This window comes from Ureibacillus sp. FSL W8-0352 (genome assembly GCF_038004345.1).
Lineage (GTDB): Bacteria > Bacillota > Bacilli > Bacillales_A > Planococcaceae > Ureibacillus > Ureibacillus thermosphaericus.
In genome coordinates this window covers 433,228-451,535 of record NZ_JBBOQT010000001.1, presented here as the reverse complement: position 1 = coordinate 451,535, position 18,308 = coordinate 433,228, and the positions used below count along the sequence as shown (strand labels likewise).

The following is an 18,308-nucleotide window of genomic DNA, read 5'->3' as shown; positions in this document are numbered from 1 at the left end:
GTATCCCCCCTATTCGAAATAGTCATATACGATTTTGGAAATGCGGCCGATGAATCGCTTTCCGAATTCAAAATCATTTAATTCCGTTAGAAAAACTCCGATCAAATAGTCCATAGTTGGATGATAGACAATTCCTACATCATGACAAACCGTATCTAAACTGCCTGTTTTATGGGCAATCCGGACGTCCGCTATATATCTCTTTAAGCGTTCATAGTCTCTTTGCTTGCACAAAATATCAATTGCTATTTTATTAAATTCGTCTATTAATAATTGTTGTTGATAAATCAATGAAAATAATTGTGCCATATCTCTCGCAGTCGTCACATTATCGTACCCTAGATTTATTTTTTCAAAATCCATCATTTTGCGTTCCAGGTTTGTATGAGCCAAACCGATTTTCTTAAAATAATGGTTCAACTTTTCAAAACCAAGTAAATCAATGAGTTCATTTGTTGCAGAATTATCGCTCGTAATAATCATCCATAATAGCAACTCATAGATGGTACAGGATGTTAAGTCTTGCTCCGTGATTACACTAAAATCCACTTTATTTTCTGGTGAAATTTCAACTACATCTGTTAAAGAAAATTGATCTTCTTGTACATAATGCAATACAGCTAATAAAATGGGAACTTTTATAATACTTGCACTTGGAAAGACTTCATCCATCTTTTCAGCAATCAGGTATTGATCCGTTTTCAAATCTTTCACTACAAGATGCACCTTACAATCTGCTTCATCTATCAAGGTTCGGATTTGCTCCATCCTAATCGCCACCTACCCCATTACTTTTATCATTCTCAATTCGGTATTAAATGAAATCTTCTTGCCTAATGGCAGCGTCATCGTAGGCAGCACATGACCACATGTAATGTCCATTAAGATCGGTTTACCTGTCGGAACTAATATTTCTTCAAATATAGTGTGCAATCGTAAACTTTGTTCAGGCTTATCTGGATTTTGTGGACCACAATTTGTCCAAGCTCCCAGCAAAATGCCCGCAGCATCATCCAGTTTACCTGCAAGTTTTAATTGTGTAAGCATTCGATCAACACTTCGCTCATATTCATCGATATCTTCTAAAAATAATATTTTTCCTTTCGTATCAATTTCATATGGAGTTCCTAATGATGAAGCCACCAATGTCAAATTGCCGCCAACCAATTCACCAGTCGCTTCACCTGGAACTAATACTTTCACAGGATTTCCAGGTGCATTTTCTAAAAAATAATCCGTGCGTTCTGTATCCATGACGCTTGTCAAAAATGAATTCCATGTATAATCGTCCATTTCCTCTTTAATGAATTCCGTAGATGGCATAGGCGAATGGAATGTGACAAATTGACATAGTTGATTAAATACAATATGAAGCGCTGTGACGTCACTATACCCAGCAAAAACTTTTGGGTTTTCTTTAATCATCTCTAAATCCAACAATGGCAAAATTCTTTGGGCACCATATCCTCCGCGAATGCAAAAAATCCCATCAATTTCAGGATTGCGGAACATTTCATTGATTTCTTGTGCCCGTAAGTCATCTTTTCCAGCTAAATATCCATGCCTTTCTTTGCAAGTTTCGCCTACAACGACGTTAAAGCCAAGGTCTTCAATTGCTTTGATGGCTCTAGGCAACACTTCAGATGGAGTTGGACTGGACGCACTAACCAACCCAATCGTATCACCCTTTTTTAACGATTTTGGTATTCTCACATGCTAACCCCCATTCTTCTCGTTTCACGGTAACGGGCAATTTCTTCTTCGTTTGCCAATACAAAATGTCCCTTTTCTATTTCAATAAAAGAAGGCGGCATTGTTTCATAGTTATGCTGAGTAGGGTCATAGATTTCCACCTTTTTACTACGTTCTTTATACGGATTTGGTTCAGGCACAGCTGATATTAATGCACGGGTATAAGGGTGAATGGGATTGGAAAACAATTTTTCTGTTTCTGCCAATTCCACAATATTCCCCTTATAAATCACTGCCGTTCGATCTGTGAAAAAGCGAACAATGGATAAATCATGGGCAATGAATAAATAAGTTAAATTATTTTGTTGTTGTAGGTGTTTCATTAAATTCAATACTTGCGCACGGATGGAAACATCTAAAGCTGAGATTGGTTCATCTGCAATAATAAACTCTGGTTCCATCACTAAAGCACGAGCAATTCCAATTCGTTGACGCTGACCACCTGAGAATTCATGAGGAAACCTTGAGGCAAATTCCGGTAAAAGGCCAACTTGTAGCAAAGCATTTCTTATTTTCTCTTGTCGTTCTTTTTCACTGGAATAATTTTTAGTATTTATTAAGCCTTCACTAATGATATAGTCCACTTTTGCCCGTTCATTTAAAGAAGCCATTGGATCTTGGAAAATCATTTGAATTTTTTGTGTGATTTCACGATCCCAATCACGAGGGATTTTTCCATTGATTTTCCTTCCTTTAAATAATATCTCCCCACTTGTAACTTCATTAATGCGCATAATCGCACGGCCAATCGTTGTTTTTCCTGAACCAGATTCTCCTACTAATCCAAATGTCTCTCCTTTATAAATTTGAAAGCTGACATCTTTGATGGCTTCAAACTTTTTCTTACCTTTTCCAAAGGTCACATTTAAATTTTTCACTTCAAGTATTACTTCGCGATTAGCCATTTGCGTATTGTCTCCCTTCTTCAAAAAATTTTCTCAACACTTCGGGAGGCTCTACTTTTGGGGCATCGGGATGAAGCAGCCACGTTTTGGCATAATGGGTATCACTGACTTTAAAGTATGGAGGGCGTTCTACAAAATCAATTTTCAATGCATATGGATTACGAGGCGCAAATGCATCTCCTTTAATTTCATTAAATAAATTCGGCGGCGTCCCTTTTATGGAATAAAGTTCTTTCCCTTTTTCCCCTAATTGTGGTAGTGATGAAATTAATGCCCATGTATAAGGATGTTTTGCATTGAAAAAGATTTCATCCGTTTTCCCAAATTCGATAATGTCACCTGCATACATCACCGCAACGCGATCCGCTACTTTTGCTACAACCCCAAGGTCATGGGTAATATAAATCGTTGTCAATTGATATTTTTCTTGGAGATTTTTCAGCAACTGCAAAATTTGTGCTTGAATCGTTACGTCAAGAGCTGTTGTTGGTTCATCACAAATTAATATTTTTGGATTACATGCAATCGCGATGGCAATCACAATCCTTTGACGCATACCACCTGAAAACTCATGAGGATATTGTTTGTAACGTCTTTCCGCATCTTTTATTCCAACATCCCGAATTATTTGAAGAACTTTTTCGTAGGCTGATTTTCCCTTTAGTCCTTGATGCAAAATGACCGCTTCCTCAATTTGCTTCCCAATCGTTTTTAACGGATTAAGAGAAGTCATAGGGTCTTGCGTCACCATCGCAATTTCTTTCCCTCGAATTTTCAACCAATCATTTTCCGTTTTAAATTGCGCTAAGTCATAATCTTCATACAAAATTTTCCCTTGATCAATATAACCGTTTTTATCCAATAGCCCTATGATCGATTTCATTAATACAGATTTTCCAGAACCTGATTCTCCTACGATGGCTAAACTTTCACCTTTATATAAATCTAAAGATATATCACGAATAGCCGTCAGTTCTCGTCCACGCAATGTAAACTTTATGACTAGATTTTCAATGGACAAGATTTTGTTCTTCTCATCTACCATTTGAATGCCTCCTATACGTGATTTTTCGGATCAGCCGCATCAGCGAATGAGTTACCTATAATATAGAAAGAAATCGTAATCACACTTAATACGATACTTGGGAATAGTAGCTGATATCTTAAATCTGGAGACATCATTAATACTCGACCTTCGTTAATTAAGTTGCCTAATGATTGCTCACCTACAGGCAACCCTAAACCGATATACGTTAAAAATACTTCTGCTCCAATTGCATAAGGAACAGCTAAACTCATTCGCAACATAATGATTGAAATTAAATATGGTAACAAGTTTTTTAAAATAATACGATAGCTTGGCGTTCCTAACGTTCTTGATGCCAAGTTATATTCACGGTCACGCAAGATGACAATTTGGTTGCGAATAAATCTTGCCATCTCAACCCAGCCAGTTATACACATTGCCACAATAATCGTAGTGATACTTGGTCGTAATATTAAAGACATTAAGATTAATACAATCGTCGTTGGTATATTTTCAATCACGTTATAAGCATGAGTGAGAGGTGCTTCTAATTTCCTTGAATACCCCCACAGAGCACCGATGGTAATCCCAATAATCGCCTCAACAATAGCTACGACCACACCAATAAATAACGATGTTCTTGTTCCTGCCCATATGCGAGACCATAAATCTTGTCCAATGGAGTTTGTACCAAACCAGAATTCCTCGTTTGGTGGGACATTGCGGGCTTGGTAGCCAGTTTCAGGATCCAGGTAGATTTCCGTTGGCGATTTTTGGTTAGGTAAATATGGCTGAATCAGAACAAATAAAACAATCGCAATAACTAAAATCAATAAACTTACTGCTACTTTATTTTTTAAAAAAGACTTCCAAGTAGAGCGCCAATAAGAATAATTCGAATAGCCGATTTTTTCTGCATTGTTTTCATCTGCTACCGCAAATTCAAATAATTGTTTACTAGATTTGTCCGTAATATTGCGTATTTCTTCAGAATATAAGCCCATCAGCGAACACTCTCCCCTTTGCCGAATTTGATGCGAGGATCAACAAGGGCCATTGCTACATCTCCTAAAAATAATCCAATGATCCCTAAAGATGAGAAGAGTAATACAAGAGCTTGAACGACTGGATTATCTTGACGCTGGATGGCGTCAACGAGCAACCCGCCCATTCCCGGTATGGAATATAAAGATTCAATATAAATGGAGCCAGTGATAGTTAGCAAGATGGTTGCTGGCAAATACTGAGCCAATGGAATAAAAGCATTTCGCATAACATGTCTAAACATGATGGTGCGTTCTTTTACACCTTTAGCCCGCGCTAGTTTAATATAATCTTTGTTTAATTCATCGACCATATAACGTCGCATCCACATGGCATAAGAAGCGATTGGCCCTAAAGACAGTGAAATTAATGGCAACACCCAAGTAATGGGCTTGTTTTCATTAAACAACATAGGTAAATTCAAGAAGTCCGTTATATATACTTGAATGAGCAAGTAATAGACCATGGAAGGAACTGCCACAATGAACACAATATAGCCCGTCCCAAGCCGATCTAACCATCTTCCTTTAAATTGAGCCATGAAAATTCCTAATGGAACGCCCACGATAATGGATAAGGCAACAGCTGCGACTCCAAATGCAAATGAATACACGATTTTATCTGCAATAATATCAATAACGGGTACATCCGTACGATATGTAATGGATTTGCCCAAATCGCCACGCAATAAATCTAAATAAAAGTTTCCTAGCTGAACGAGGATTGGATCACGCAATCCTAAATTCGTTAAATAGACTTCTTGTTGTTCGGGTGTCATTTTATCAGCAGCGGCACCTAAATAACCTTCTTCAGGCAATAAGCGTAATAAAAAAAACACGACTGTAATAATGACAAATAGTGTAACCACTGACTGTAACAGCCGTTTTACGATATATCCTAGCATGAGAACCCCCCTTGTTTACCTAAATAAGAGAAGAAAGGAGATGTAAGTTAGCCATCTCCTTCTTCAAAGATCGACTATGAATCTTTTCATTAATTGAATAAATTCATAGTGAATTATTGACTTGCTTTAGCTAGCGCTTCAGCACGCTCTTTCTCCCATTGCGCTTTCGCTTCTTTAAATTCTTCGTTGTTCATTGGTTTGTCTAGCAATTTTTGCCCTTTAAATTTCTCCATTGTTACCCCAAATGGTGAATATTGTGCATCAAATGGATTTAATTTAGATGCTACGTATCCAGTGCCACCTACTTTGTAAGGAACAACGAATGCTTCTTCGATTAAGAAAGCTTCTGCCTCGGCAAACAATTCATAGCGTTCTGCAAAATCAATTGCTGCTTTCGCTTTGTTTACCATATTTTCATAAATCGGTTGACCATTCGTATCAGTATATCCTTCAGCTAATTCTGGTTTGTTATATGTTCCACCTATTGTAAATGGATCTGTATAAGTGGATGGATCTGCATAGTCTGGACCCCAGTTCACTTCCATAAATGCAAACTTTCCTGGACGCCGAACTTCTCCAAGGAATCCAGTTGAAGGGCCAGCATAAACAATAATGTCAATATAATCTTTGCCTAACAAATTTTCCATTTGTTGTTCAATAACTTGAGAGCGGTTTGCCCAGTCAGGCATTCCAGAGTTATATGGCATTAATACTTTAACAGGGAAAGTCGCTTTACCTTGAAGTTCTGCCATCGCTTTTTCTTTATATTCAAGCGCTAAGTCAGGGTTAAATGAATCATTATTTGTAAACTTGGCTAATGGTTCTAATTGTGTATAGTCAACACCATCTATATCAACAAAGTTTTTAGGCGTAATCGTATTGTTTAATAATGATTCAGGATTATAAGGTTCGTCCGTCAACATAGCAGAAACTCGGTCAAGCGCATGGAATAATGATTTACGGAAGTTTTTGTTGTTTACTGCAATCTTCCAGTTTTCCGGTTCATATTCTGCATCAAATTGTGGATTAAAGTTTAATGCATAGAAATAAGAATAGAAGTTGCTTCTACTTTGACGAATTAATTCTTTTTTCTCTGAATCTTTGAACCAATCATCTAAAATGGCAGTTGGAATTGCCGCTTCGTCCACTTCTCCACGTAAGAATAATTCTGGTGCAACAGTAGCTGCTTCTTTGTTATACTTATATTCGATTTTGTCAATTAACACATTTTCATGATCCCAATAAGTCGGATTTTTCGTTAATACACGTTTATTTTGAGGTTCAAACTCAGTTAAAATATAAGAACCATTGTATAAAAGGTTTTCTTTTGATGTACCAAAGCTGTCTCCCTTTTCAGCTAAAAACTCGCCATATACCGGGAAGAAACATACATAGTTCAACATGGAAAGAAAGTAAGGCGTTGGTCCCTCCAATGTATATTCAAGGGTATATTCATCTAAAGCTTTTACCCCAACTTGAGAAAAATCTGTAATTTCTCCTTCATAGAATGCATTGCCGTTCTTCACAACAGTTGCAATCCATGCAGTTGATGATTCATTTTTTGCATCGAGCACATAATGTAATCCATCTACAAAGTCTTTTGCAGTTACTTCAGCTACTTCATTACCTTCATGGTCTACCCATTTCACACCTTTTCGAAGTCTAAATGTCCATACTGAAGCATCTTCATTTGTTTCCCACGATTCAGCTAAACCTGGTTGAACAATGCCGTATTTGTCATATTCAATTAATCCATCTACTAAGTTTGCAGCAACTGCAAATTCATTAGTTTCAGATGTTTTTAAATAGTTGAGCGTTTTTACTTCTCCGGAATATACTGTGCGAAATACAGATTCATCTTTTGTTTCTTCATCATCGCTACAAGCTGCTAGCATCATAGCAATACAAGCGAGCAAAAACAGTAAATACTTTTTCATAGAACCCCCCATTTTTTCTCTAACTTTCTATTGAAAATCCTAACCCAGGATCCTCCGACATTCTAATCCATTGGCTTTCGAATGTTGGACCACCTGAAATAGGATCTTTCAAACATAAGCTTGGCCCATCTAAATCAACGAGCGTAATGTTCTTTTGTGACGCAGCAAAATGAGCCGCAGCGCTTACGCTAATTTTTGTTTCCAACATGCAACCAATCATGCATGCAATTCCATTCGCTTCTGCAATATGGGAAATTTTTTGTGCCTGATAAATACCACCCGTTTTCATCAGTTTAATATTGATACAATCACAAGCACGCATTTGAATAACCTTAAGTGCATCTTTTGCTGAAAAAACGCTTTCATCTGCTAAAATATTTGTTTCTGTATGAGCTGTTACATAGTGCATGCCTTCCAAATCAGCATAGTGAACAGGCTGTTCGACTAATTCGATGTTGACATTTGCATCCTCCAATTTACGAATTATTCTGACAGCTTGTTTTGGAGACCAGCCTTGGTTGGCGTCTACACGAATTTGAATGTCAGGTCCCACAGCCTTTCGGATAGCGATAACTCTTTCCGCATCACTTTCAGGATCTTTCCCAACTTTCACTTTTAAAATTTGATAACCACGTTTCACTGCTTTCAAGCTGTCATTGACCATCGTTTGTGCATCATTAGCACTAATGGTGATATCCGTTACAAGCTCTTTACGATAACCACCCAACACTTTGTATAAAGGAGCATTATAACGCTTTGCAAACAAATCATAAATAGCCATATCTACTGCGGCTTTTGCACTTGTATTTTTATATATGCATTGATCAAGGCGTTCCATAATGAACGCAATTTCTTCGATTTCCAATCCGATTATTGCAGGTTTTATGTAACGCTCAATTGCGTGTACAATTGATTTTCTCGTTTCACCAGTAATGACAGCCGTTGGAGCTGCTTCCCCAATCCCAATTTCTCCCTCATCTGTATAAACGTAAACAACAATATTTTGAATATTTTCGACTGTTCGAAGTGCCGTTTTAAAAGGTGTAATAAGGGGCGCTGCAACTTCGAAACACTTGATGTCTGTAATTTTCATGTTGGCTCACCTTGATTCATTTAAGTTAAAAACTGCAATATTCGTAAAACGTCAAAATAGTTATCTGTTTCATATTCCACTGTATTATGAGGCTTAAATTTTGCTCCAGGATAAAAAGAATTTCGATATGCACGTGTATGATCTCTGTAAATAATTTCGACATTGAATTGCTTTGGAAGCTCTATTTTAATTGAATCTCTATCAACCTTCATCGCTTCTTCTACCAATCTCTTTGTTTCGCTAATTGCTAATTTAGGGCTAATACTTACAGTAGCTCCACCAATTCCCTCTTTGATAGGAAGCGTAACAATATTTTCGTTAACAGACTTGATTTCCTCTGTCAGTCCAACATCTCCACTGACAAATGCAACAGGAACTCCATGTAGTGCTGCCGCATAAGCATTAATTAAAAATTCACTTGCATATTCACCGTTGATTTTCACATCGGCATTCACGACCAATGTGTGGGCCAATGGATTTCGATGACTTCCACCTTTACTGTGATAACCGATGAAAATGGCGCGATCAAAACTTTCATCTAATCCAGCAACCATACACATTGGATCCCCAGTCCAGCCACGAATTATTTTCACATTTTCTGGTAAGTTTGAAAAATCAATATTCCTTGCAGAGTCATGGGCATCTTTTAATATGATTTCAGTTGCTCCACCCGCTATTGCTCCTTCGATTGCGGCTTCAACTTCTTTTGTCATTTGCTTTTGAAAAGGGGCATAATCCGGTGTATTTTTTTCCGTCTCAATCCAAGTTGTTGAGCCAGCAACTCCTTCTAAATCTGCACTAATATAAACTTTCATATAAACTGAAACTCCTTTACATCATTGTTTTCTAGTTCTGCTAATACTGGGCCATAAGGGACGACTTGTTCATTTACTCTCCTTGCCCAAGAGATATTTCCGAAATCATAATGCCACCATTCATCAGCGTAATTTGTAAAGCCGACATGGATTAAACTGTTATATAATATTCTTCTATTTTGAAGTGCTGTAACATTTTCTTCTGGATGATCTTCAAAATATCTCGTTGCTGATTTTTCGTTCATTTCATCAAACTTTGTGCCTAAGTCTAGTTCGTTTCCATTCGCATCGCCTAAAGTTAAATCAATCGCTCCCCCTGTAATATGGGGGGAAGTACGTGTTGGCTCAATGCTTGGATACGCAACATATTTTAAAGTGATTTGAAAAATTTCCTCTTCCGTCAGCTCAGGATGCTGCATTTTCATTTTTTCTAAAAACAGATTGAATAGAGATTGCTGAACCTGGAATGGACGAAATCCATCGAATAGAATGAAACTATACTGACGAGGCAATATTTCTAAAGCTTTCTTGATTCGTAGATAAACTCCCTTACGTAAATAGATGGATTGAATACTAGATGGAATGTTTAGTTCATAATAAATAGGTCTGATGTATAATCGGTTCGGTACTTGTTGCACTTTAATAAGTGGTTCATGAACTTCAAGTATTTGTGGAGTCCACTTTTGTGATGGAATTTTAAGATCTTTAATGGGTGAAAGTAGAAAATCCTGTATGAAAATCACCTCAAATAATCGTTAATACTATTAAATTTTCATAATGAATTACCATATGGCAGAATGTTTTGATAATTCTGTATTCAAACGAAATATATTATACCTTCCTTGTTTTTTCTAGTTCCTTTTTGGTTAATTATTATAAATAAGTATATATATGGTATTAATTGATATCATTTTATTATTAGTTCGCTATTTTTATAAAACTTAGGGTTTGAATAATAAATGCATTTTGCAAGCACGTGTATTCTTTGCTTCCTCTACGGAAAACAGGACCAATTCATTTTATTTACCAATTAAATGAATGAACGACATGTCCATTTCTTCCAGTTGTTGTAACAGCTTGGGATAAGGAATTTAAAATTGCTTCTTCCGTTGTTTCTGCAGCAGCAATAAATAATTGATTCATGATTGGATGATCTTCTCGTAGTTGGATTCTAGATTCAGTAATATAATCAGTGAAATGTGGAATTTTGTGAGCAGTCGTAAAACCAATTACAATATCACCACTGCCGTGAGAATAATGGCTTCCTGTTCTAGCTAGTCCAATTCCACAACGTTTAATTACGCGCAATAATTGCCGGCTGCTTAACGGTGCATCTGTTACTAGTATTATGATGATTGAACCATCTGTCGGTTTAAGAGTGGAATCCTCTTGACGTTGGTTTGTTGTATATTGCTCACGTCGAAACTCAACACTTTCTCCAAAATTACTCAACACTAAACATCCAAGTGTATAGGATTGGTTCTCAGCCGTTACAATTCGAGATGAGGAACCAATTCCTCCTTTATAACCAAAGCAGATCATTCCTTTTCCCGCTCCAACAGCTCCTTCCTCCACTACTTTATCAGATGCATTTTGAATCGCTTCAATGGCATGTTCAGGTGTGACAGGACATGCACGGATAGAATTTAAATAACTATCATTACACTCTCCTACAACAATATTAATGGTTCCTGTTGAGATACCAATCTCAGGATTTTGTTCTAACATATATTCTAAAGTGCCTTGAGTGACAGCTGGAACGCCAAACGTATTGGTTAACATAATCGGTGATTCGATGACACCTAATTCATTGATTTGTACAAGGCCTGTTGTTTTTCCAAATCCATTCAGGACATAGCTTGCTGCAGTTACCTTTTCTTTAAATAAATTACCGCCATGCGGTAATATGGCAGTTACACCTGTACATGCATATGTACCTTGATCATCTATTGGATAATCCAGCGTCACATGACCCACCTTTACCCCTTCCACATCGGTTATGCAGTTTTTTTCTCCTACTGGCAATCTTCCAATGTTGATTCCAAATTCTCGAATCTTTTTCCTCATATTCCAACCCCCATCGATTTTTATCATGTATTTTAATAGAATTGATAGGTTTGGAAAAGATTAGAAGAAACAAAAAGCACATGAGCTGGATTTAAAATCAAATAGATCGTTGAAATAATATATTTTAAAAATATGAAAAATTTGAAGGAAATAGAACCAACTTCTCTTTATTTCTCTCATTTTTGCAAACATTTTCATATCTATTTAGCGTCATAATCTATATTTATAATTAAATTAAACATATTTTGCTAGAAAAGATGTTGATTCAATCTGAAAGTGAAAAGCTAACAGGTTGCCAAGTAATTTTATTGGCAAAAATAAAACGATATAAAATTTGAATGAAACGGTGCTATGTTTGGACGAGCGATAATATGATAGTAAAAAAGCAGTTGGAAGGAGATTTGATTGAGAAAAAGTGAATTTGGAGGTTTTATTCTTCGGATTGTTCTAGGAGTTATTTTCATCGTTCACGGATTAGCAAAATTGCAGGAAGGAATTACTGCCGTAGCAGACCGATTTGCCAGCTACAATTTACCATTCCCAGAAGTTTTTGCATATGGTGTTACAGGTCTTGAAATCATTGGAGGAATTTTCATTGTCATTGGTTTTTCCATACGTCTATTTGCTTTTTTATTCATTCTTCTGATGGCAGGAGCCATTGCAACAGTGAAATTTGCTGTTGGGTTCCTCCAAGGTTATGAATTGGATTTAGCTTTGATGGCAATGGCTACTTATTTACTTTTTGCAAGCAATCGTTTTCTTGCTCTTGATAACTTCATTGTAGAAGGAAAAGAAAAAAGGAATAAAGTACGATAAAAAACAAAGGTAGAACGTTGCAGCAATTCATGCTACTAAGTTCTACCTTTTTATTGATTATTGTTTTGTAACTAATTCTAAGTCAACTGGTACGAATTCTTCTACAGATTCACCGTTTAAATATTTAATAGCTGTTTCTACAGCAATTTTACCAATTTCCTCTGGTTTTTGCGCAACAGTTGCAGCCATTACGCCTTCTTCAACTTTCTTCACAGCATCATCTGTAGCGTCAAATCCAATTACAATAATATCTTTACCAGCTGCTGAAATTGCTTCAATTGCACCTAAAGCCATTTCATCGTTTTGTGCGAATACTGCTTCAATGTCAGGATGTGCTTGAAGCATATTTTCCATTACAGATAAACCTTCACTACGGTTGAAATTAGCAGTTTGACTAGAAACAAGATCTACTTTACCTTCTACAGCTTCAAGGAAACCTGCACCACGGTCACGAGCAGCAGATGATCCTGGAACACCTTCAAGCATTGCTACTTTTGCACCTTCACCAGCAAGCTCAAGTAAATATTCTCCTGCAAGTTTACCACCAGCTACGTTATCAGAAGCGATATGTGAAATCACTTCACCGCTATCTGCAGAACGGTCAACTGTAATAACCGGGATGCCAGCAGCGTTTGCAGATTCTACTGCAGAACCTACCGCTGAAGAGTCAACAGGATTGATTAACAATAAGTCAATTCCTTGTTGAATTAAGTCTTCTACGTCAGAAGCTTGTTTAGAAGCATCATCTTGAGCATCTACAATCACAAGCTCTACACCATTTTCTTCACTAACAGCTTTTGCACCTTCGCTAAGTGTAACGAAGAATGGGTTATTTAATGTAGAAATGGAGAAACCAACTTTTACTGCTCCTTCTTTTGTTCCTTCATCTGCAGCATCATTTTGTTCCACAGATGAATTCATGGAACATGCAGATAAAACTAACATTGCAATGACAACAAAGAATAGATGTTTCATTTTTTTCATTCTTAACCACTCCTTATTCAGATTTTTTTCGATCTAGTAAAACTGCTAATAATATTACGATCCCTTTCACGACTTGTTGCCAGAAAGAGGAAACGCCAATGAGGTTCATACCGTTATTGAGTACACCAATAATAAGTGCACCAATTAACGTACCAAAAATCCAACCTTTCCCGCCATTTAAACTTGTACCGCCTAACACAACCGCAGCAATCGCATCTAACTCATAAGATTGCCCTGCAGTTGGTTGAGCAGAATTTAGGCGAGAAGTTAAAATTAATGCAGATAATGCAGCAAGGAAACCGGAAATCGCATAAACTGCAATTTTCACTCGGTCTGCATTTATACCTGATAATTTTGCAGCTTCTTCATTTCCACCTACCGCATAAACACGGCGGCCAAATGTTGTTTTATGCAAAATAAAATAAAGAATACCAAAAGTGATTAATGTCGTAATAACTGGAATCGGAATTCCTAAGAAATATCCTTTACCAAATAATTGGAATGAAGCATGGTCACCTAAACCTGAAATTGGCTTACCGTTTGTATAAACAAGCGTTAAACCTCGATAAACTGTCATGGTTGCTAATGTTGCAATAAATGGTGCTACTTTACCTTTTGTAATAATTACCCCATTTATTCCACCTAAGATGAGACCAAGAATTAAAGCAATTCCCATAGAAAGGATTGGATCAAACCCACCAGCTAATAAACTTGCGGCAACAGCGCCTGTTAATGCTAGTGTTGATCCTACAGATAAATCTATACCACCTGTGAGAATAACAAAGGTCATTCCGAATGCAATAATAGCGCTGATTGATACTTGTCTTAACACGTTGAAGATATTAGAAATGGTTAAAAAACTAGGATTCAATATACTAACGACAATAATTAAAAGAATTAAACCAATTAATGGCCCTAATTTTGATATTATTTCTTTCGACGATTTAGACAACTTGTTCACCTCCAGTTGCAAAATGCATAATTCTTTCTTGCGTCATTTCTTCTTTCGAAACTTCTCCCGTTAATTTTCCTTCATGCATAACAAGAACGCGATCAGCCATTCCAATGATTTCTGGCAATTCTGATGAAATCATTAAAATCGCTACACCTGCTTGTGCTAAATCGTTAATGATTTGGTAAATTTCTTTTTTTGCACCGATATCGACACCGCGAGTCGGTTCATCTAATATTAATACTTCAGGTTCCGTACCTAGCCATTTAGCAAGAACCACTTTTTGCTGATTACCACCACTTAATGATTTGGCACTTTGTTTTGGACTAGATGTCCGAATTTTTAACTGCTCAATATATTGGTTGACGAGGGATAATTCTTTCTCTTTCTTCACTACACCTGAAGTGGAAACTTTCTTTAAGTTCGCCAACGCTACATTTTCCTGAATGGAAAAATTCAGTACTAACCCTTTCGTTTTACGGTCTTCCGTCACGTATCCAATTTTGTGTTTCATTGCATCAATCGGTGATTTAATGGATACTTTATTACCATCGATCAAAATGTCACCACTATGTGCTTTTCGATAACCGAAAATGGTTTCAGCTACTTCCGTTCTTCCAGCTCCCATTAATCCGGCAACACCAACCACTTCACCTTTTCGTACGTTAAACGAAATATTTTCAAACAAACCTTTCGCCGTTAAATTACGGACTTCCAGTTTGATGTCTCCTATATCACATTGTCTTTCGGGGAATCGTTCGCCCAGTTCCCTTCCTACCATCATGGCAACAATTTCATCAAAATTCGTTTCAGGGATATTTCGTTCCCCCACATATTGTCCATCTCTTAAAATTGTAATGCGATCACAAATGGAGAAAATTTCCTCCATACGGTGAGAAATATATACAAACGAAATTCCTTTCGTTTTTAGTTCATTAATTGTTTCAAATAATGTTTTTATTTCCCGATCTGTTAAGGCAGCAGTTGGTTCATCCATCACGATATACTTCGCGTCACTGGCGATCGCTTTAGCTATTTCAATGATTTGCTGTTTTCCGACAGACAAATCTCCAGCACGAGTTTTCGGATTCACGTGTAACCCTAACTTAGATAATAACTCCTCAGCTTCTCTATCCATTTCGCGATTTTTTAAAATACCGAAAGGACCGTATGTTTTTTCTTTTCCTAAAAATAAATTTTCAGCAACAGTTAAATCAGGTAATATATTTAATTCTTGATGTATGACAACGATTCCGTATTTTTCAGCATCTTTAGGCGATTTAAAGTTGACAGGTTGACCATCTACTTTAATTTCACCAGCATCCTTCGTATAAATGCCACTTAAAATTTTCATTAATGTCGACTTTCCAGCACCATTTTCCCCCATTAGTGCATGGATTTCACCTTCTTTAAGGTTAAACCGAACATCTTTTAACACGACATTGCCATTGAAGGCTTTCGAAATGCCTGTCATTTCAATCATGAAATCACCTACTTTTTCAAGAAATCTATTAAAAAATCACACCGCATTGCAAAATGACATTGGCATAAGGCGTCGTTTCACCAGTGCGAATAATGAACTTCGCATTTTTCGTTAATCGCTTAAATTCCTCATGTGAAACATACGAAATGTTCGGTAATGTGTTTGTTAATGTTTTCGAAAGCTCTGCGTTTTTTGTTTTAATTTCTTCTGCTAAAACGGAGCTTTCTACGACTAAATCGTCAAGTACAACTTCTAAAATAGTAAGAAATCTCGGCTCTCCCAACTTATATGATAAATCTATACAAGGTACATCATCTGGAATTGGTAAACCACAGTCGGCAATAACGATTTGATCCGTATGACCTAATTTTGCGAAACGACCAGCTAATTCTCTATTTAAAATTCCGTGTTTTTTCAAACTTCCTGTCCTCCCAAGCGAGCTAATACTTCATTTAAAGTTGGCATGCCGCCTTGTGCGCCAAACTTTTCAACTGAAAGGGATGCAGCGATGTTTGCAAATTCAACCGCATCATCAATTGATTTTCCACTGCAAATCGCATGAGCAAATGCGCCATTAAACGTATCCCCAGCTCCTGTTGTATCAACAGCAGTTGTTTTAAATCCAGGGATTCTTACAATTTTTGATCCATCATAGTAAGCCGCACCTTCACTACCTAAAGTAACAATGACTTTATTTGGATAATCTTTTAATACCGTTTCCCAATCAGCACCAAAGATTAATTCACATTCCGTTTCGTTTGGCGTTAAATAAGTAATTTGATTCATCCATTCTTTTTTGAAATTCGCAGCAGGTGCTGGATTTAATAAAACTGGAATAGCATGCTCTTGACAGATAGTGAATACGTACTCAATCGTTTCTGCTGGTATTTCCAACTGCATCATCACAAGTTTGCTTTCTCGAATCAGTTGGATATTGGCATCGATAATTTCTTTATTTAAATCAAAATTCGCTCCTGGAACAAAAAGAATGCGATTATCACGATTATGTAGCAAGATATTTGCTATTCCAGTGGAATTATTTGTTTTCACGATGCCTGAAACATCTATATTTTCATTCATTAATTTTTTATATAACTCTATTCCAAAGCTATCGTCTCCTACTGCACCAATCATGCGAACTTGACTTCCAAGTCGAGCCGCTGCAACAGCTTGATTTGCACCTTTTCCGCCTGGAATCGTCGTAAAAAGCTTTCCTTGAACCGTTTCTCCCTGTTTCGGGAAAGTGTCAGTTTCCACTACAAGATCCATATTTATGCTTCCAATCACCGTGATCATTGTAAGAACCCCTTTCGAGTCGTCTCTCGCACAACTAATTCCGGATTAATGACAATGTTTTTCTCAGTTATGCTTTTGCCTTCGATTTGTTGAATTAATAATTCTGTTGCAGTTTCACCTAGCTTGTAAATGTTTTGGGCAACAGTTGTTAAACTAGGAGTTGTATATTTTCCTAACTGTATACCGTCAAAACCAATGATTTGAATATCATTCGGCACGCTTCTATTCAATTTTTCACAAGCTTTTAACGCTCCAATTGCCGAAACGTCGCTACTGCCAAATATTCCATCAATAGTAGAATGTTTTTGTAAAAATTGGAATGTAATATGTTCAGCAACTTTAAAATCATAGGGACTTTCAACAATGTGTACTTTTATATTTTTTCCTTCAACAGCCTTTAAGAAACCTTTCAAACGCTGTTCGGATGAAATAAGTTGCTTAGGACCTTTTAGAAAAAGCAGCTCTTTAGCACCACACTCTAGCATGTAGCGGCCGGCCATTTCTGTTCCCAGTATATTATTTGTCGTTACAGATGGGATATCAATAATCGGAGCCCGGTCTAAGGCAACGATTGGAATCGTTGCTTCTTGATCATTTCCTGAGTGAGTAGATGTGATAATAACACCAGCCACGTATTCTTGAGTAAGAGCTTTAAAGTAATGTTGTTCTTTTTTAGGATTCTCGTCCGAATTACATAATATAACAGTGTATCCATATTTGTAGGCGGTATCTTCTACAGCACGGGCAAGCTCTGGAAAGAATGGGTTTTTAATATCCGGAATAATGAGTCCAATCATATTGGATTGTTTAGTGGATAGCGTCCTTGCAACATTGTTTGGGACAAAGTTCAATTCTTTAATCGCGCGCTCTATTGCTTCTCTAGATTTTTTTCCCACATAACCATTCTTATTAATGTATCTAGAAACTGTGGCTGCAGATACATTTGCCCGCTTTGCTACGTCATGAATCGTTACCATACAATCACCTTTCGAATCATTGTGGTATCGGTTACACATTTTCATGAAAAAATATGTAATCGGTTACACATTTGACCTCATGTGTAATCGGTTACACAATCTACCGCCTAAAAAAATTTACGTGTATATATTACCTGAAATAATCTTTTATAGTATGTCATTTTTCTTTTAAATAGGCTATACCATTATCGATTGTTCACAAATTGTTCATCATTTTGTAATTATATGGAATAACCTTTTTGTTTTCAACTGATTT

General features: G+C 36.8%; 18 protein-coding genes. 1 reads left to right on the top strand and 17 read right to left on the bottom strand.

Annotation, left to right across the window (positions count from 1 at the left end):
- Positions 1 to 9: 9 nt before the first annotated feature.
- From NST98_RS02250 to NST98_RS02200, 11 genes are all read right to left on the bottom strand, one after another.
- On the bottom strand, positions 10 to 768 hold the full coding sequence (locus tag NST98_RS02250; RefSeq protein WP_340714291.1) for a serine hydrolase: 759 nt from the start codon (positions 766 to 768) through the stop codon (positions 10 to 12).
- A gap of 12 nt (positions 769 to 780) precedes the next feature.
- The gene (locus tag NST98_RS02245) at positions 781 to 1,713 is read right to left on the bottom strand and encodes a S66 peptidase family protein (RefSeq protein WP_340714290.1); all 933 of its coding nucleotides are present in this window, start codon (positions 1,711 to 1,713) and stop codon (positions 781 to 783) included.
- Positions 1,710 to 2,657 carry an ATP-binding cassette domain-containing protein gene (locus NST98_RS02240; protein ID WP_016839436.1) on the bottom strand — a complete coding sequence of 316 codons (948 nt, stop codon included), beginning with the start codon at positions 2,655 to 2,657 and terminating at the stop codon, positions 1,710 to 1,712. The genes NST98_RS02245 and NST98_RS02240 overlap by 4 nt, the downstream gene beginning before the upstream one ends.
- Positions 2,650 to 3,702: an ABC transporter ATP-binding protein gene (locus tag NST98_RS02235; protein ID WP_340714289.1), complete on the bottom strand. Its 1,053-nt coding sequence runs from the start codon at positions 3,700 to 3,702 to the stop codon at positions 2,650 to 2,652. The genes NST98_RS02240 and NST98_RS02235 overlap by 8 nt, the downstream gene beginning before the upstream one ends.
- An 11-nt stretch (positions 3,703 to 3,713) precedes the next feature.
- A complete protein-coding gene (locus NST98_RS02230; protein ID WP_340714288.1) occupies positions 3,714 to 4,688 on the bottom strand; it encodes an ABC transporter permease in 975 nt (324 codons plus the stop codon).
- Entirely contained in the window at positions 4,688 to 5,632 is a 945-nt protein-coding gene (locus tag NST98_RS02225; RefSeq protein ID WP_340704101.1) for an ABC transporter permease, read from the bottom strand. The genes NST98_RS02230 and NST98_RS02225 overlap by 1 nt, the downstream gene beginning before the upstream one ends.
- Before the next feature lie 113 nt (positions 5,633 to 5,745).
- Positions 5,746 to 7,569 (bottom strand): peptide ABC transporter substrate-binding protein, encoded by a 1,824-nt coding sequence (locus NST98_RS02220; protein ID WP_339288666.1) that lies wholly within the window; start codon positions 7,567 to 7,569, stop codon positions 5,746 to 5,748.
- A gap of 19 nt (positions 7,570 to 7,588) precedes the next feature.
- A complete protein-coding gene (locus tag NST98_RS02215; protein ID WP_340714287.1) occupies positions 7,589 to 8,662 on the bottom strand; it encodes a mandelate racemase/muconate lactonizing enzyme family protein in 1,074 nt (357 codons plus the stop codon).
- Positions 8,663 to 8,682: 20 nt separating this feature from the next.
- Positions 8,683 to 9,477 (bottom strand): M55 family metallopeptidase, encoded by a 795-nt coding sequence (locus tag NST98_RS02210; protein WP_340714286.1) that lies wholly within the window; start codon positions 9,475 to 9,477, stop codon positions 8,683 to 8,685.
- Positions 9,474 to 10,220: a M15 family metallopeptidase gene (locus NST98_RS02205; protein ID WP_340714285.1), complete on the bottom strand. Its 747-nt coding sequence runs from the start codon at positions 10,218 to 10,220 to the stop codon at positions 9,474 to 9,476. Before NST98_RS02205 ends, NST98_RS02210 begins: the two co-directional genes overlap by 4 nt.
- Positions 10,221 to 10,500: 280 nt before the next feature.
- The gene (locus tag NST98_RS02200; protein WP_340714284.1) at positions 10,501 to 11,544 is read right to left on the bottom strand and encodes a DmpA family aminopeptidase; all 1,044 of its coding nucleotides are present in this window, start codon (positions 11,542 to 11,544) and stop codon (positions 10,501 to 10,503) included.
- A 405-nt stretch (positions 11,545 to 11,949) separates the two neighbouring features.
- Between NST98_RS02200 and NST98_RS02195 the strand changes: the two genes are divergently transcribed.
- Positions 11,950 to 12,360 carry a DoxX family protein gene (locus NST98_RS02195; RefSeq protein WP_168412505.1) on the top strand — a complete coding sequence of 137 codons (411 nt, stop codon included), beginning with the start codon at positions 11,950 to 11,952 and terminating at the stop codon, positions 12,358 to 12,360.
- Positions 12,361 to 12,417: 57 nt separating this feature from the next.
- Here the strand turns inward: NST98_RS02195 and rbsB are convergent, their stop codons facing one another.
- The 6 genes from rbsB to NST98_RS02165 are packed head-to-tail and all read right to left on the bottom strand — an operon-like array spanning position 12,418 to position 18,052.
- Entirely contained in the window at positions 12,418 to 13,344 is a 927-nt protein-coding gene (rbsB, locus tag NST98_RS02190; protein WP_096550864.1) for a ribose ABC transporter substrate-binding protein RbsB, read from the bottom strand.
- A gap of 13 nt (positions 13,345 to 13,357) precedes the next feature.
- On the bottom strand, positions 13,358 to 14,296 hold the full coding sequence (gene rbsC / locus NST98_RS02185) for a ribose ABC transporter permease (protein WP_340714283.1): 939 nt from the start codon (positions 14,294 to 14,296) through the stop codon (positions 13,358 to 13,360).
- Positions 14,289 to 15,779 (bottom strand): sugar ABC transporter ATP-binding protein, encoded by a 1,491-nt coding sequence (locus tag NST98_RS02180; RefSeq protein ID WP_340704105.1) that lies wholly within the window; start codon positions 15,777 to 15,779, stop codon positions 14,289 to 14,291. The genes rbsC and NST98_RS02180 overlap by 8 nt, the downstream gene beginning before the upstream one ends.
- Positions 15,780 to 15,807: 28 nt before the next feature.
- A complete protein-coding gene (rbsD, locus tag NST98_RS02175) occupies positions 15,808 to 16,197 on the bottom strand; it encodes a D-ribose pyranase (protein ID WP_340704106.1) in 390 nt (129 codons plus the stop codon).
- Positions 16,194 to 17,075, bottom strand: coding sequence for a ribokinase (gene rbsK, locus NST98_RS02170; protein ID WP_340704107.1), 882 nt, complete (start codon positions 17,073 to 17,075; stop codon positions 16,194 to 16,196). Before rbsK ends, rbsD begins: the two co-directional genes overlap by 4 nt.
- Positions 17,072 to 18,052 carry a LacI family DNA-binding transcriptional regulator gene (locus NST98_RS02165; protein WP_340714282.1) on the bottom strand — a complete coding sequence of 327 codons (981 nt, stop codon included), beginning with the start codon at positions 18,050 to 18,052 and terminating at the stop codon, positions 17,072 to 17,074. The genes rbsK and NST98_RS02165 overlap by 4 nt, the downstream gene beginning before the upstream one ends.
- Between the last annotated feature and the right edge of the window lie 256 nt (positions 18,053 to 18,308).